Here is a 16,294-nt window from a genome sequence, read left to right as displayed (position 1 = left end):
ACCATCGGCTTTCTGTAAAATATACCTGAGTCTACTATTCTGCATCATAGACTGCTAAATGTTATTTTTTAAAACTGGTCCTTATTATAAGGGTTCACTCTGCTAAAGTCAAGATAACTGTAAAGGCAGTTTTATAATATGAAGGGATATGATAAAATGTTTATACAGACAATAAATGAATCAGAGGTAATAGGGTAAATGCAGGAAATAAAAGAACAGGATCAATTTGTACATCTTCATGTACATACGGAGTACAGCCTGTTAGACGGTGCGAGCCGCATAAAGAAATTGGTGGAAAAAGCAAAAAAAATGGGCATGCCTGCAGTTGCTATAACGGATCACGGCAATATGTACGGTGCAGTGGAATTTTATAAGGCAGCCAAAGCTGTGGGAATAAAACCTGTTATCGGGTGTGAGGTTTATGTGGCACCGCATGACCGCCATGATAATTTTGAAGTAAATGGTGTGAGATATCATCATTTGATTTTACTGGCAGAAAATGATACAGGCTATAAAAATTTGGTCAAGCTGGTGTCTCTGGCCAATATAGAGGGGATGTATTATAAACCGAGGGTTGATAAAGATCTGCTGCGTGAATATCATACAGGGATAATAGCATTAAGCGCATGCATAGCCGGTGAAATTCCTCACGCTATATTGTATGGCGAACCGGATGATACGGAAAAAATTTTAAATGAGTATGTAGAAATTTTCGGCAAGAATAATTTTTTTCTTGAATTGCAAAATCATGGTCTTGCAGAAGAACAAAAAGTCAATGCAGTATTGATTGAATTGGCTCAAAAAAAGGGTTTGGAGCTTATAGCTACAAATGATATTCACTATTTGGAAAAAAAAGACAGCGAATTTCATGATGTATTGCTGTGTATTCAAATGGGAAAAATTTTAACGGATACCGATCGTATGAAATTTTCGAGTGATGAATATTATTTGAAATCGGCAGAGGAGATGAATGCACTTTTTCCGTCTGTACCGTCAGCTATTTGTAATTCTCTCAAAATAGCGGAGCGATGCAACGTCGATTTTGAATTCGGTCATTTGCATTTACCGCAATTTCCCTTGCCTGAGGGAGTCAGTGACAAACAGTATTTGCGTGATCTATGTGAAAAAAATCTTCCCTTGCGCTATAGCGATATAACTGATGAAGTGCGGAAACGGCTGGACTATGAATTGAGCATAATTAACCGCATGGGATATGACAGCTACTTCCTCATAGTCTGGGATTTTATCAACTTTGCCCGCAATAATAAGATAGTAGTCGGACCGGGCCGAGGCTCGGCTGCCGGCAGCATAGTAGCGTTTTTACTAAGTATAACGGATATCGATCCGCTGGCATATGATTTGCTTTTTGAAAGGTTTTTAAATCCGGAAAGAGTAACAATGCCTGATATTGATATTGATTTCTGCTATATAAGACGGGAAGAAGTCATTGAATATGTCAAACGCCGTTATGGAGAAGATCACGTTGCGCAAATAATCACTTTTGGTACAATGGCAGCACGCGGCGCTATACGTGATGTAGGGCGTGTGCTGGATATACCTTACAATGATGTTGATAAAGTAGCAAAAATGGTGCCGACAGAACTTGGGATGACACTTGATAAAGCTTTGAAAAATTCAAAGGAACTGCACCATATTTATGAAAATGATGCTGTTATACATCGGATGATAGATTTTGCCAGAGATATCGAGGGCATGCCGCGGCATTCGTCAACTCATGCTGCCGGCATAGTGATTGCGAGACAGCCACTGACTGATTATGTGCCTGTACAGATATCTGAAGGTACACTGGTTACACAGTATGATAAAGATTATGTTGAACAGCTTGGGCTGCTGAAAATGGATTTTTTGGGTCTGCGTACTCTGACGGTAATAAGTGATGCGGTAAAGAATATAAGAGAAAATACAGGAAATAATATCGATATAGGAGATATTCCGCTGAATGATGCGGCAACCGCAAAAATGCTTCGCACCGGTGATACCTGCGGTGTATTTCAGATGGAATCGCCGGGCATGACTGCCTTGGTAAGAGATTTGCAGCCGGATGGATTCGTGGATCTTATTCCGCTTGTAGCATTGTACCGGCCGGGACCTTTGGGCAGTGGCATGGTAACGGATTTTATAGATGGCCGCCGTGGGAAAAAAAAGGTAAGCTATATGCATCCATTGCTGGAGCCTATTTTGAAAGAAACATTTGGTGTCGTCCTGTATCAGGAACAGGTCATGCAGGTAGTACAGGTTCTGGCAGGATTCACTCTTGGACAGGCTGACATACTGCGCAGGGCAATGGGCAAGAAAAAGCATGATGTTCTTATGGCTCAGAAAGAAAATTTTCTGCTCGGTACGGCTGAAAAAGATATAGATAAAAATCTTGCCGAAAAGATCTTTGATTTGCTGGTTAATTTTGCTGATTATGGTTTCAATAAATCCCACAGCGCCGCATATGCGCTTGTAGCTTATCAGACGGCATATCTGAAGGCTCATTATCCGCATGAATATATGGCTGCCATGCTGACCAGCTTCATGACAAATTCTGATAAAATCAAAAATTATATAGAACAATGCCAACATATGGGGATAAAGATACTGCCGCCTGATATAAATCTAAGCGGAGCGGGGTTTACCGCCGATCTCCAAAAAAATGGAATAAGATTTGGCTTGGCAGCTATAAAAAATGTTGGTGAGGCAGCAATGATCGATATTATTGAGATACGCAAAAATGACGGTCCCTTTTCTTCGGTTATGGATTTTTGCTGCCGTGTTGACAGCCGCGTTGTCAATAAACGTGTTCTTGAATATCTTATACGTGCGGGGGCTTTTGATTCTTTTGGAGATAAAAGATCACAACTGCTAAAAATTATTGACCAGTTTATAGAAACAGCGCTGCTGAAAAGAAAAGATGCCGACAGTGGTCAGCTGTCATTGTTTGGTGAGACTACCGGCACAGAAAAAATTATATTGCCTGATATTCCTGAATTGCCATTAATGGAACTGCTTAATTCGGAAAAAGAAATAACAGGTTTTTATATCACGGGACATCCGCTTGATCTGTACAGAGAAAAATTAAAAAATATAAAATCTCTTGCGCAGCTGACAGAGGAAAATGTCAGGGACAACACTTATGTAAAAATAGCCGGTTTGATAGCAAACGTGAAAAAAATGACCACACGCAAGGGGGATACCATGTGTGTGCTGCAAGTTGAAGACTTTACTAAAACCGTAGAAGTAGTTGTTTTTCCGAATGTTTTTTATGAAGCGGTAAATATTATAATGCCGGAAACGGCAATTATTGTTTCCGGTAAAATAAATCTGCTAGACAGTGGTTTTAAGATAATAGCAGGAAAATTATGTGCGCTTGCCGATTATAAGGAGACTTTCTGGATTCAAATAAATGCCATGCAGGAAAAGGAAGAAGTGTTGAAAAATTTAAAAGATATATTGGTAGATCATCATGGTGATCATATGGTTTGTTTCTATTTTGTCACTAATAATAAAAAAATAAAGGCACAGGAAGAATACTGGATCGACGGCAGTAACGAAGTAATCGGTGAAATCGAGGGATTACTGGGGAAAAATTCTGTCAGAGTAAGCTGATATTCATTGTCAGTTTATCAAATAATGTGCCAAGGGGGGAATATAGGTGAATTTACAATTTTTGGGAGCGGCTCATACTGTTACAGGATCATGCTACTTATTGGAAGCAAATGGGAAAAAAATACTGATTGACTGCGGAATGTTTCAAGGTGGCCGTCAGCTGAGGGAAATGAATTATAAACCGTTTGTTTTTTCGGCAAAGCAAATAGATGCATTATTACTTACACATGCTCATATAGATCATTGCGGTCTTATCCCGAAACTTTGCAGAGAAGGTTTTAAGGGAAGTATATATGCCACTAAAGCTACTTGTGATCTGGCGGGAATCATGCTGCCTGACAGTGCTCATATTCAGGAAAGTGATGCCGAAATAATAAATCGCAAGGGTATGCGTACAGGGAGAGTGCCGACTGCTCCTTTGTATACAGTGGAAGATGCGCAAAAATCGCTTGCTCAGTTTGTTTCGCTTGATTATGGTGAAGAAATTAGGCTTACAAATGAAATAAGTGCTGTATTTCGTGATGCGGGGCATATTCTGGGCTCATCCTTCATTGAAGTATACGTGCATGAAAATGGCAAAAAAGCTGTTAAATTTGTTTTTTCGGGTGATATCGGTCAACCGGGCCAGCCAATAATAAAAGATCCTGAGCCTATATATGATGCGGATTGTTTGATTGTCGAATCAACGTATGGTGACAGAGTCCATCAGATATATGACAAGGAAACTGCGCTTGCAGAAATAATTAATGATACAATGGATCGTGGCGGAAATCTTATTATTCCGGCATTTGCTGTCGGGCGCACACAGACGCTGCTTTATTATCTGTATCGTCTGTGGAAAATGCACCGCATTGATGATGTGCCGATCATTATAGACAGTCCCCTTGCTATAGCGGCGACAAAGGTTTTTGCGGAAAACATGAAGCTGTTTGATGATGAAACGATCGCTATGCTGCAGCAAAATGGGAAGCTTCCCGCGATGCCGCAGATCAAGATGTGCAAGACTGCTGAAGAATCGAAGGTTTTGAACAGCAGTGAAGGTTCTGCTATAATTATTTCGGCCAGCGGTATGTGCGATGCAGGAAGAATACTTCATCATTTAAAGCATAATCTCTGGCGTCCGGAATCGACAGTGCTTTTTGTTGGCTATCAGGCTGAAGGATCATTAGGACGACGCCTCACAGACGGAGTTAAAAGAGTAAAAATATTGGGAGAAGACATTGCTGTACGGGCTAGAATTGCGCAATTGGATGGATTTTCCGCGCATGGAGATTGCAATCAGATACTTGAATGGATGGAGCATATCAATTTGAAAGGACCAAGGCAGGTATTTTTGGTGCATGGTGAATCAATGGCAATAAAGTCTCTGGAGAATAAAATAAAAACGGCATATGAATGCAATGTATATGCACCTTTTTATGCTGATACCGCAGATATAAATGAGACTGGCTGCAAAATAATTCCCGCAGATATACCGCAAGTGGCTGTCGAAAAAGAAATGGAAGAATTTTTGCAGCTGCTTGATGCAGATTATCGACGTTGGCGCAAAAAGCTGCTTTCGGCAGTCGTCAGAAATCCTCAGATTATGGAGAGTGCAATACGGCAGGCGGAAAAAGGCTGGCGATATGTAAAGCGCATGTTTAAAGATTTTGGTATAAATTAAAAGGAGAAAAAAATGAACGATAAATTTAAAGAGACAGAAGCAGAATTCAATGATGATAATATTATTGAAATGACAGACGAAGATGGCAATATCCACTATTTTTATGAAGAAATGAAGTTTATGGCGAAGGGAACTCAATATGCTGTCTTAAGTTTTTTTAATACAGATGAAGATGATTCAGATGGCAGCGAAGAAGTTTTTCATGAGAATGATACCACTATTGCCAAGGTCGTAAAAAACAAAATCGGTGAAGATGAATATCTAACACCTACTGATGAAGAGTTTACCTCTGCTGTGGAAGTCTATGAAAAAATTGAAGAAAGTGATTTCGAATAAGATTACCGATGATTATAGATGTAATGCTTGACTTATAGCGGACTTACATTATCGGTATCTATATAGACAGGGGATAGATAAAAATCTTTTCCGGCCGGTGCTACTTTATTGAAGGAAAGAGCGTGCAGGTCTGTAGCGAGTATATCGTAATGCAGCAGGCTCTGCAGTTTGTCATCTGAATTCTGCCAAAATTGTCTTTGTGAAAAGAATTTGGTCGTTTTTAAGATGGGAGGGATGGAAGAATCTGTTTTTATTTTTTTTAATATTTTTCTTCCATTTGCATTAAATGCCAGTACGCGTGCATAGGCTGCACCAAATATGTCAAAGTCAGTTAAAGAAGCTTTATCCAGATCCATCAAAATATGCAGCAGACTGCGCTGCAGTCTGCTGTAATGCAGGTGTTTGCTTTTCATCATACTGAGCATAGCGTCAATGCTGTCGGCGGTGCAGGCTGCCTTGAGTATTCTATATTCAAGACCGCTGCCAATGCCGCTGAATTGTCTGAGCCTGTCAGCAGAGGACGTACGGATCTTTGCCATCATACTGCGCGCCAGATTTTCTGTAAAAGAAATGTTGTCGGTATTTTTTAATATGCTTTGCATATAAAAATAACAGCTGTCAGGGATGGCGCACTGTATTTTTTGTAATGATGTACTGTCGCTTTTAAGAATTTTTCTTATAGAAGAAGCGCTTGAAAAAGAACCGGTGAAAACGCTGCTGCCATGATTGGCTTTTTTTCTCTTTATCGCTATAGCAGAAAAATTGGCTTGTTCTTTTTCCATGGCTTTTAGGTATTCTATGGCCAGTATCGTATTGGGCGCTTTTAGAGAAAAATTTATCTGCGGTATGTATTCTTCAATTGCTTTTTCCACTGCTGCAGCATATGTCATACCACTCCTCAAGCTTTCGCGCAGTTTTTTACCATCCAATTGATGATTGAGAAGATGTGCGGCTTTCTTTAAGGCATTTATGTCAGCGGTTTCACTGCCGAAACAAAGCATGTCAATGCAACCAAGACGACAGAGCAGTGATACTGCCCCTTGTGCAAATCCTTCGGCACTTCTGACGGCAAAGGCGGCCGGCAGTTCAAGAACAAGATCGGCGCCGCCGAGTACGGACAGGGAGGCTCTCTGCCATTTATCAAAAATAGCAGTATCACCGCGCTGCGTGAAACTGCCGCTCATCAAAGCGATGCAGAAAGCATCATTGTAATTATTTTTTATTGTCTCAATGAGGTATTTATGTCCGTTGTGAAACGGATTGAATTCAGCAATTATGGCAAATACTTTCATATTGGTATCCTTTCAAATGCTTTTAATGTATATATTATATGATGAAAAATGAGTTTTGCAAAAAAATTTGAAACTGATTTGACAAAATATATAGTGCCCGCTATAATAAGTTGAGGTTGTTATCTTATGATGAAAATAAAGTTATCCGATGTAAACAATGCTAGTGGTGGGAGATACGAATTTGTTTTTGATATACCCGCCGGCGAATTTGATTTTCCTGCTGACGATTATCATATTGATGGCACAATAAAAGTGAGAGGCACAGCTGAAAATACAGGTGTGGGGTATCGCTTTGAAGGCAGGATAGATTGTCATAGGTGCTTTGTTTGCGATCATTGTCTGGAAGAAGTTGCGGAAGATCAGGTTCATGCTTTTGATGAAATTTATAAGGAAGATGTTTCTGCTTTGCAGGACGCGAACTTATTCAGCGGCGATTCTATAGATATCGCTGATTTGGTGCGTGATGTTGTTATTGCCGGGCAACCGATAAGCAATGTCTGCAAACCTGATTGTAAGGGGTTGTGTCCTCAATGTGGTGTAAATCTCAATAAAAGTGAGTGCAGCTGTGACCGTACAGTGGTTGATGTACGTTTGGCAGTATTGAAAAAGCTGCTGGAAAAGAATTAGTTTAGTATTGGATCTTTTAAGGAGGTGTTTTTGATGGCAGTACCAAAGCGTAAAATGTCTAAAGCCCGCCGTGATAAGCGCCGTGCTAATTGGAAGTTGGAAGCTCCGGGCTTTGTATCATGCCCGCAGTGCCATGAGCCTAAAATGCCGCATCATGTTTGTCCTGAATGTGGTTATTATGATGGCAAGGAAGTAATTTCTGCGGAATAATAATTTCTATCGAGCAAGGTATAATGTTGTCTATATCTTGCTCATTATTTTTATCTGGACAGTATACAAAACCTTTGTTTTTAAGCAATTGGCAATATATGTGGAATTATCTATTTTTTATATTAATATACGATTTCCAATTTACTTAAAGAAAACTATTCTGTTTATGGATGATGATCTGGTGTTTCAGATGCAGCTGAATTATGTAATACAGCTGCATTTTATTAATAAATATTGCTGGCATTTTTAAGCTTTTACTTGATATTTTAATTTAAAGCCAGTATAATAACAAAACGAATGATTCAATCGTTCACTATACTTTAGCAAGCAACAAACAGGGAGGCTGAATATGAGAATAGCGCTGGATGCAATGGGAGGAGATTACGCCCCTGAACAGATAGTCGCTGGCGCGATTGATGCTGCCCGAAACTTTGACTGTGAAATAGTGCTTGTCGGAGATCAAGAGAAAATAAAGAAAGAATTAGATAAAACACCTGACTGGAATCGACTGTGCATTTCTATTCATCATGCTGCTGAGGTTATAGAAATGGGTGAACATCCTGTTGCTGCTGTACGAAAAAAGAAAAATTCTTCTTTGGTGATAGCGGCACAGCTTGCAAAAAGCGGAGAGTGCGATGCTGTTATTTCCGCAGGAAGTACAGGTGCTGCTGTCACTTCAGCACTTTTTATATTGGGACGTATCACAGGAATTGACAGGCCTACGATAGCTACACCTATTCCCACAGGGCACGGTGTTACGCTTCTTATGGATTCAGGTGCTAATGTGGACAGTAAGCCGAAGCATCTTGTCCAAAGTGCTCTTATGGGGTCAATCTACTCCGAATGTGTTTTCGGCGTGGAAAAACCGCGTGTAGGTCTTTTGAATATCGGAGAAGAATCCACTAAGGGAAATGAGCAAGTTCTCAGTACATATCCGCTTTTGGAAAAAATGCATACCATTAGTTTCAAGGGCAATGCTGAGGGCCGTGATATTACAAACGGAGCTTTTGATGTGGTTGTCTGCGATGGTTTTGTGGGAAATATAGTTTTGAAATTTGCTGAGGGTCTGGCAAAAACGCTGCTTAAATTAATGAAGGAAGCTATATTGAAGGGCGGTCTGTTGGCAAAGATAGGTGCTTTGCTTCTGTCCCCCACATTGAAAAAGTTTGCGCAGCAGATAGATTATGCCGAATATGGAGGTGCACCTTTGCTTGGTATTGACGGATGCTATATAATAGCACATGGAAGCTCCAATGCAAAGGCAATAAAAAGTGCCATCGGTGTGGCTTGTGAATATGTTAAACAGGATGTAGTAAGCCGCATAAGGGAAAATATAAAGAAAGAGGAGATGCTGGCTGATGACAGGGAAAAATAGCGCCGGTATACTCGGCACGGGCTTTTGTCTGCCGGAGGATAAGCTGACGAATTTTGACCTTGAAAAAATGGTCAATACCAATGATGATTGGATAGTAGGGCGGACAGGCATACATGAACGCCGTATAGCATCTGAAGGAACAGCCACTTCGAACATAGCCTTCAAGGCAGCGCAGATGGCATTGAAGGATGCAGGTGTCGAACCTGACGAATTGGATTTGATAATAGTAGCAACAATATCTTCGGACAGGATAATACCTTCTACTGCTTGTGTATTGCAAGATATGCTTGGGGCCAGTCACGCAGGTGCATTTGACCTGACGGCAGCCTGCTCAGGCTTTATATACGCTTCGTCTGTTGCAGCTCAATTTATTCAGTCAGGCGTATACAAAAAGATTTTGGTCATAGGAGCTGAAACACTGTCCAGATTCATTGATTGGCAGGATAGAAATACATGTGTTATTTTTGGTGACGGAGCCGGAGCCGCAGTCTACGGGCGAGTTGATGATGGTTATGGTATGCTTTCCTTTGATCTGGGCGCTGACGGCAGCGGCGGCGACAGCCTTGACATTCCGGGCGGCGGCAGTCTTCATCCGGCATCGGCAGCTACGGTAAAAGACAGACTGCACTATCTTCATATGAATGGCAAGGAAGTTTTCCGTTTTTCCGTGAAAATTATGGGAGAAACCGTTTTAAATTCATTGGAAAGAGCGAACCTGCAAAAAGAGAATATTGACTGGCTTATTCCGCATCAGGCCAATATCCGCATTATCCAGACAGGGGCCAAACGTTTGCAGCTATCCATGGATAAGGTCATTGTAAATATAGGTAAATATGGAAATACTTCTGCGGCATCTATTCCTATAGCACTGGCCGAGGCAGCTCATAATAAGACTTTTAAAAAGGGCGATATATTAGCTTTTTCCGGATTTGGTGCAGGGCTTACATGGGCGTCATGCATCATGAAATGGGCTAAGGAGGAATAGTATGTTTGAAAAAAATAGATTATGTAAATTGCTCAATATACAATATCCGATATTTCAAGGTGGTATGGCATGGATCGGTACAGCCGAGCTGGCAGCAGCTGTTTCCAATGCCGGCGGGCTCGGCATTATAGGAGCCGGGCATATGCCTCCGGATATGCTGCGGGCAGAGATTCAAAAAGCTAAGAAATGGACGCAGAAACCTTTTGGTGTTAATATTATGCTGATGTCTCCATTCGTGAAAGAAGTCATGCAGGTGGTCTTAGAGGAAAAAATTCCTGTGATAACGACCGGAGCGGGGAACCCAGGAGAATATATACCTGCGTTGAAGGAAATAGGAAGCAAGGTCATACCTGTTGTTGCCTCGGTAGCTTTGGCAAAGAGGCTGGTGAGAACTGGTGTGGATGCAGTTATAGCGGAAGGGCTTGAAAGCGGCGGTCATATAGGGGAAATAACCACTATGTCACTTGTACCGCAGATAGTTGATGCGGTTGATGTTCCGGTCATTGCGGCCGGTGGAATAGGAGATGCCAGAGGTGTCTTGGCAGCTTTTTCTCTTGGTGCTTCAGGAGTTCAAATGGGAACAAGATTTGTTTTATCGGACGAATGTATCGCCCATGAAAATTATAAAAAATTAGTACTTAAAGCCAGAGATCGATCCACTGTAGTAACGGGAAGAGCTACAGGGCATCCTGTACGCGTCCTGTCAAACAAGCTGACAAGGAAATTTGAAGAACTGGAAAAATCGGGAGCTGCTCCTGACGAACTTGAAAAACTCGGTGCGGGGAAACTTAATTTGGCCACGCACAAGGGCGATGTAGAAAATGGGTCTGTTATGATCGGACAGATAAGCGGTATGCTGAATGAGATAAAACCGGTCAGACAAATTATTATAGATATAGTTTCACATATGGATAATGAATTTAACAGAGTTGAAAACAGTTGTAAATAAGGATGTATTCCCTAATAGCATAGGTGTTTTCTTTTCAGAATCATAGAAAACTATAACCGCTGATTTGATCGCTATTCATATATTCTTTTATCATATGCAAAGAACACATGAATAAGCTAATTGGTCACCGGATAATTGTTATGCATTATAATTATTTTAGTAAGATAATGAAAGGACATAGTTCTTTATGAATAAACTTGCATTTGTTTTTCCAGGACAGGGTTCTCAATCAGTAGGTATGGGAAAAGATTTATTTGAACACTATGATCTTGCAAAGAAGATGTTCAAAGAAGCAGATGATGCGTTGGGCTATTCCATAATGGATATGTGTTTTAACGGACCGGAAGAAAAACTGCGTCTTACAGCTAATACACAACCGGCTATTTTGACAGTGAGTGCTATTGCTGCCGCTATTTTGCAGGAACATGGAATAGAACCGGACATAGTCGGCGGACATAGTTTGGGTGAATATTCTGCTCTTGTCACTGCCGGGGCATTAAACTTTGCCGATGCTGTTTATTTGGTAAACAGACGCGGCAGTTTTATGCAGGAGGCTGTTCCTGTCGGTGAAGGCAGCATGGCTGCTGTAATTGGTCTTGACAGAAACATCATTGTTGAAATCTGCGGGCAGATAAGCAAAACGGCCTTGGTTCAGGCAGTGAACTTTAACTGCCCGGGACAGGTTGTCGTTGCGGGTACTACCGAGGGAGTGAATGCTGCCGTGGTAAAACTTAAAGAGGCCGGGGCTAAAAAATGCGTACTTTTACCGGTAAGCGCGCCTTTCCACAGTGACCTCATGCAGCCGGCAGCAGAAAAACTTGCGGCAGAGCTTGATAAGATAGCGATACACGATGCGCATATACCTGTTACGGCTAATGTTACCGGCGCGTCGATTGTAAAGGCTGAGGACATTAAGAAGAGTCTTGTCAAACAGGCAGCAAGCCCTGTAAAATGGGAAGATTGTATAGAAACGATGAAAGAATACGGTGCGGACGTATATTTGGAAGCCGGGCCGGGAAAAGTTTTATGCGGATTCAATAAACGTATTGATAAAATGTTGACATCTCTCAATGTAGAAAATATAGCTTCTTTACAAAAAACGCTTGATTATTTGCAGGAGGTTCGCTAAAATGCTTTTAGAAGGCAAGGTAGCTTTGGTTACGGGCGCTTCACGAGGTATAGGCCGCTCAATAGCATTATCTCTTGCAGCAAACGGAGCGCTGGTTGCTGTTAACTACGCAGGCAATACCAAAGCTGCGGAAGCAGTAAAAGCAGAAATTATTGGTAACGGCGGTAAAGCCATTATTGTAAAGGCTGATGTTTCCGATGAGGAAGCTGCTGGAAAAATGATTGATGCGGTAATTGCTGAATATGGCACACTTGATATTTTGGTCAATAATGCGGGGATCACACGTGATACTTTACTGGCCAGAATGAAAAAACAGGATTGGGATGCTGTTATAAATACAAATTTGACAGGCGTTTTTAACTGTACAAAGATAGTTGCCAAACTCATGATGAAGAAACGTGCCGGAAGAATAATAAATATGGCATCTGTTGTCGGGATGACAGGAAATATAGGACAGGCCAATTATGCAGCCGCAAAGGCAGGTGTGATCGGTTTTACTAAATCTCTTGCCCGTGAACTGGCTGCACGCGGCATAACAGTTAATGCTGTGGCACCGGGATTTATTTCTACTGATATGACATCAGTAATTTCAGATAAAGCAAAAGAAAATATATTAAGTGATATCCCTTTAGGTAAAATGGGAAGTCCGGAAGATGTAGCAAACACTGTGCTGTTTTTAGTTTCTGATAGAGCTGCTTACATAACAGGTCAGGTTATAAACGTTGATGGCGGCATGGTGATGTGATATTAAATTAGATAAGTTGACTTTATGGGAGGAGGTGAGCAACATATGTCGACATTTGAAAAAGTTAGAGATATTGTTGTAGAACAGTTAGGTGTTGAAGCAGACGATGTTAATATTGACTCCACTTTCATTGATGATTTAGGGGCTGATTCACTTGATATTGTTGAATTGATCATGGCTTTTGAAGAAGAATTTGGTATTGAAATTCCAGATGAAGCTGCTGAAAAAATCAAAAACGTTCAGGATGTTGTAACCTATATAGACCAGAACAAATAAGACTCTTAATCAGAAGGAGGGCTTCTGCCCTCCTTAACTGATAAAAGCGAAAGTGATAGGAGGAGTTATTTTGATACTTCCGGAGCTTAAGATTGGCGATAAGATCGCAAAAGTACCGGTTATTCAGGGCGGCATGGCAATAAGACTGTCGACAGCTCGTCTTGCTGCAGCAGTAGCAAATGAAGGCGGTATTGGTTTGATCGCTGCGTCCGGTATGACAAATGACGAATTGAGATATGAAATTCGCTTGGCCCGTTCTTTAACATCTGGGATTATTGGTATCAATATAATGGTAGCTGCTAAAAAATTTAGTGAATTAATGAAGACTGCTATTAAGGAAGGTATAGACCTTGTCGTTGCGGGAGCTGGTTTTTCCCGTGATATGTTTGGAATCGGCAAGGAATCGGCTACTCCTATTGTACCGATAGTATCTTCCGCTAAACTGGCGAAAATTTCACAACATCTTGGCGCTGCTGCTGTCGTGGTGGAAGGCAAAGAAGCGGGCGGACATTTGGGAACAGATATTTCGATAAAGACATTGATTCCTGAGATTCGCAATGCAGTCAGTCTGCCTATTATTGCGGCAGGGGGAGTTCTCACGGGTCAGGATATTGTTGATTTTATAAAAATGGGAGCTAACGGTGTCCAGATGGGATCAAGGTTTGCTGCTAGTGAGGAATCAAATGCGGCACCGGCTTTAAAGGATTTTTATTTGAAGGCTGATCCCAAGGATATAGTTGTAATACAAAGTCCGGTGGGCCTTCCAGGTCGTGCCGTGCGCAATCCGTTTTCAGAAAAAATAATGCAGGGGCCTGTTCCGATTAAGCAGTGTGATAATTGTTTGAAAAATTGCAAGCATAATTTCTGTATTATAAAGGCTTTGGAAAGAGCGCAGCAGGGAGACGTTGAAACAGGATTGGTTTTTGCTGGTGAATATATTCATAAAATACAGGAGATATTACCAGTCAGGGAAATATTTGCGCGCTTGAAACAACAGGCTGCTGAAGCGAATTAAAGGCGAGGTGTATATTTTGGCAGACAGAGTAGTTATTACCGGTCTAGGTGCAGTTTCACCTATTGGTATTGGCAAAAATAAGTTTTGGGAAGGGTTGCTGTCCGGAAAATCAGGCATCGGAAAAATTACGCATTTTGATGCTGCTGAATTTAAAGCTCAGATTGCGGGGCAGATTAATGATTTTGAGCCGACCGACTTTATAGATAAAAAAGAAGCAAAAAGAATGGATCGGTATACGCAATTTGCTATTACGGCTACCAGGCTTGCTTTTGAAGATGCCGGAATGGATTTGACGAAAGAAGATAAAGAACGTATAGGCGTATTTATTGGTACGGGTATCGGCGGTATAGAAACCATGCATGAACAATATACTGTCATATTGGAAAAAGGGCCGAATAGAGTAAGTCCTTTTTGTGTGCCGATGATGATTGCGAATATGGCAACGGGTCAGACATCCATTACTTTTGGCCTTCAGGGACCAAGTTCCTGCCCGATAACGGCATGTGCCACCGGAACTAACGCAATAGGCGATGCTATGCGAGTGATTCAAAGAGGAGAAGCTGATGTTATGGTGGCAGGGGGTACGGAAGCTTGTATATCTCCGTTGCCGGTAGCGGGCTTTGCTTCTATGAAGGCACTGTGTACGGATATGAACGATAATCCGGAAAAAGCGTCACGTCCTTTTGATAAAAACCGCAGCGGATTTGTAATGGGTGAGGGATCAGGAATAGTTATATTAGAAAGTTTGGAGCATGCTGTTAAACGTAATGCGGAAATCTATGCGGAAGTTTCCGGTTATGCAGCTACTTCGGACGCATATCATATAACGAGTCCTGCTCCGGCGGCTATTCAGCCGGCCAGATGTTTTACACTGGCAATAAAAGATGCGGGGCTTGAGCCGGAAAATATTGACTATATAAACGCTCACGGCACGTCCACACAACTGAATGAAAGAACAGAGACCGCTGCTATAAAGAGAGCCTTTGGTGATCATGCATATAAACTGGCGGTAAGTTCAATCAAATCAATGATTGGTCATCTGCTTGGCGCTGCGGGTGGTATTGAATGTATAGCGACCGCATTGACTGTTAAAAATGATATCATGCCGGCCACTATAAATTTAGAAACTCCCGATGAAGAACTGGACCTTGATTATGTTCCTAATAAGGCCAGAAAAAAAGTTGTCAATGCAGCAATTTCCGATTCCTTGGGATTCGGTGGACATAATGCGGCGATACTTTTGAAAAAATTTAAATAAGCCGGGTTTTATAATGAGTCTTTCAATAGAACGTAAGGAAAATTTATTAGTTTTATCTTCACGTCTAGGCGTGAAATTTGCGGATTTATCTTTGTTGGATACTGCTCTTACCCATACATCATATGCCAATGAAGTCAAAAACGGTGTAATCCATAATGAGCGACTGGAATTCCTTGGTGATGCTGTGCTGGAATTGGCATGCAGCACATATTTGTTTAATAAATTCCCGCAAATGCCGGAGGGTGAAATGACAAAAGCACGTGCTTCCGTTGTTTGTGAAACTACCCTGGCTGATTTATCAGCCAGGCTTGGTGTGGGAAAATATCTTTTGCTGGGCAAGGGTGAACGTATGACGGGAGGGAATAAAAGACCTTCTATCTTGGCGGATGCTTTTGAGTCGGTGATTGGTGCCATATATCTAGACCAAGGCTGGCAGACGGCGCGTATGTATATTCTTGATAAATTGGATAGTGCTCTTATTGCTGTTGAACAGGGATATAATTTAAAAGATTATAAAACTATATTGCAGGAAGTTGTACAAAGTCACGGCGCATGTATCGAATATAAGCTGATAGATGAAACAGGGCCCGATCATGCAAAATGTTTTCGTTTTGCTGCTGTTGTCAGCGGAAAACAAAAAGGCTTTGGCATAGGCAGCAGTAAAAAAGAAGCGGAACAGCATGCTGCTATGGAAGCATTAAAAGAATATGGAATTTTATGATTCCTCTTTTTTGCCCATAGTTTATGTAAAGTAATAGTCACAAGAAAGAGCAGGAAATCCTGTTTTTTCTTGTGACTATTATTGTATTGCTGATTATAATG

The 16,294-nt window shown here is 41.3% G+C and carries 15 protein-coding genes and 1 other annotated feature (1 of these 16 cut by a window edge); of the genes, 14 read left to right on the top strand and 1 reads right to left on the bottom strand.

All coding sequences use genetic code 11. The features are described 5' to 3' along the window. Positions 1 to 57: a binding site (T-box leader), on the bottom strand (it extends 135 nt beyond the left edge of the window). 141 nt (positions 58 to 198) lie between these two features. The 3 genes from NXG61_RS12230 to NXG61_RS12220 are packed head-to-tail and all read left to right on the top strand — an operon-like array spanning position 199 to position 5,611. Next, positions 199 to 3,612, top strand: coding sequence for a DNA polymerase III subunit alpha (locus NXG61_RS12230; protein ID WP_196604920.1), 3,414 nt, complete (start codon positions 199 to 201; stop codon positions 3,610 to 3,612). 46 nt (positions 3,613 to 3,658) lie between these two features. Further along, entirely contained in the window at positions 3,659 to 5,275 is a 1,617-nt protein-coding gene (locus tag NXG61_RS12225) for an MBL fold metallo-hydrolase (RefSeq protein ID WP_307222708.1), read from the top strand. A gap of 12 nt (positions 5,276 to 5,287) precedes the next feature. Beyond that, positions 5,288 to 5,611 carry a DUF1292 domain-containing protein gene (locus NXG61_RS12220; protein WP_196604918.1) on the top strand — a complete coding sequence of 108 codons (324 nt, stop codon included), beginning with the start codon at positions 5,288 to 5,290 and terminating at the stop codon, positions 5,609 to 5,611. A gap of 32 nt (positions 5,612 to 5,643) precedes the next feature. Here the strand turns inward: NXG61_RS12220 and NXG61_RS12215 are convergent, their stop codons facing one another. Beyond that, entirely contained in the window at positions 5,644 to 6,903 is a 1,260-nt protein-coding gene (locus tag NXG61_RS12215; RefSeq protein ID WP_196604916.1) for a tRNA(Met) cytidine acetate ligase, read from the bottom strand. A 126-nt stretch (positions 6,904 to 7,029) separates the two neighbouring features. On the opposite strand from NXG61_RS12215, the gene NXG61_RS12210 reads away from it, so the two are divergent. The 11 genes from NXG61_RS12210 to rnc all read left to right on the top strand — a co-directional run bounded on the left by NXG61_RS12210 (position 7,030) and on the right by rnc (position 16,193). Beyond that, positions 7,030 to 7,530, top strand: a complete 501-nt coding sequence (locus tag NXG61_RS12210) for a YceD family protein (protein ID WP_307222710.1) — start codon at positions 7,030 to 7,032, stop codon at positions 7,528 to 7,530. A gap of 33 nt (positions 7,531 to 7,563) precedes the next feature. After that, entirely contained in the window at positions 7,564 to 7,740 is a 177-nt protein-coding gene (rpmF, locus tag NXG61_RS12205; protein ID WP_196604912.1) for a 50S ribosomal protein L32, read from the top strand. A gap of 349 nt (positions 7,741 to 8,089) precedes the next feature. Further along, complete coding sequence (gene plsX / locus NXG61_RS12200) at positions 8,090 to 9,115, top strand: phosphate acyltransferase PlsX (protein ID WP_196604911.1); 1,026 nt, start codon at positions 8,090 to 8,092, stop codon at positions 9,113 to 9,115. Further along, positions 9,099 to 10,100: a beta-ketoacyl-ACP synthase III gene (locus NXG61_RS12195; protein ID WP_196604909.1), complete on the top strand. Its 1,002-nt coding sequence runs from the start codon at positions 9,099 to 9,101 to the stop codon at positions 10,098 to 10,100. The genes plsX and NXG61_RS12195 overlap by 17 nt, the downstream gene beginning before the upstream one ends. Position 10,101: 1 nt before the next feature. Next, a complete protein-coding gene (gene fabK, locus NXG61_RS12190) occupies positions 10,102 to 11,049 on the top strand; it encodes an enoyl-[acyl-carrier-protein] reductase FabK (protein ID WP_196604907.1) in 948 nt (315 codons plus the stop codon). Between the two features lie 187 nt (positions 11,050 to 11,236). Continuing rightward, a complete protein-coding gene (gene fabD, locus NXG61_RS12185; RefSeq protein ID WP_307222715.1) occupies positions 11,237 to 12,178 on the top strand; it encodes an ACP S-malonyltransferase in 942 nt (313 codons plus the stop codon). A gap of 1 nt (position 12,179) precedes the next feature. Further along, positions 12,180 to 12,923 carry a 3-oxoacyl-[acyl-carrier-protein] reductase gene (gene fabG, locus NXG61_RS12180; RefSeq protein ID WP_196604904.1) on the top strand — a complete coding sequence of 248 codons (744 nt, stop codon included), beginning with the start codon at positions 12,180 to 12,182 and terminating at the stop codon, positions 12,921 to 12,923. A 45-nt stretch (positions 12,924 to 12,968) separates the two neighbouring features. Beyond that, positions 12,969 to 13,199, top strand: a complete 231-nt coding sequence (locus NXG61_RS12175; RefSeq protein ID WP_196604902.1) for an acyl carrier protein — start codon at positions 12,969 to 12,971, stop codon at positions 13,197 to 13,199. Between the two features lie 70 nt (positions 13,200 to 13,269). Next, entirely contained in the window at positions 13,270 to 14,214 is a 945-nt protein-coding gene (locus NXG61_RS12170; RefSeq protein ID WP_196604901.1) for an NAD(P)H-dependent flavin oxidoreductase, read from the top strand. 16 nt (positions 14,215 to 14,230) lie between these two features. After that, entirely contained in the window at positions 14,231 to 15,472 is a 1,242-nt protein-coding gene (gene fabF, locus NXG61_RS12165) for a beta-ketoacyl-ACP synthase II (protein WP_196604899.1), read from the top strand. Between the two features lie 13 nt (positions 15,473 to 15,485). Then, the gene (rnc, locus tag NXG61_RS12160) at positions 15,486 to 16,193 is read left to right on the top strand and encodes a ribonuclease III (protein WP_307222719.1); all 708 of its coding nucleotides are present in this window, start codon (positions 15,486 to 15,488) and stop codon (positions 16,191 to 16,193) included. The last annotated feature ends 101 nt before the right edge of the window (positions 16,194 to 16,294 follow it).

This window comes from Pectinatus haikarae, assembly GCF_050916305.1.
Classification (GTDB): domain Bacteria; phylum Bacillota; class Negativicutes; order Selenomonadales; family Selenomonadaceae; genus Pectinatus; species Pectinatus haikarae.
The sequence above is the reverse complement of the archived record's forward strand: the minus strand, read 5'-3'. Positions and strand labels throughout refer to the sequence as shown.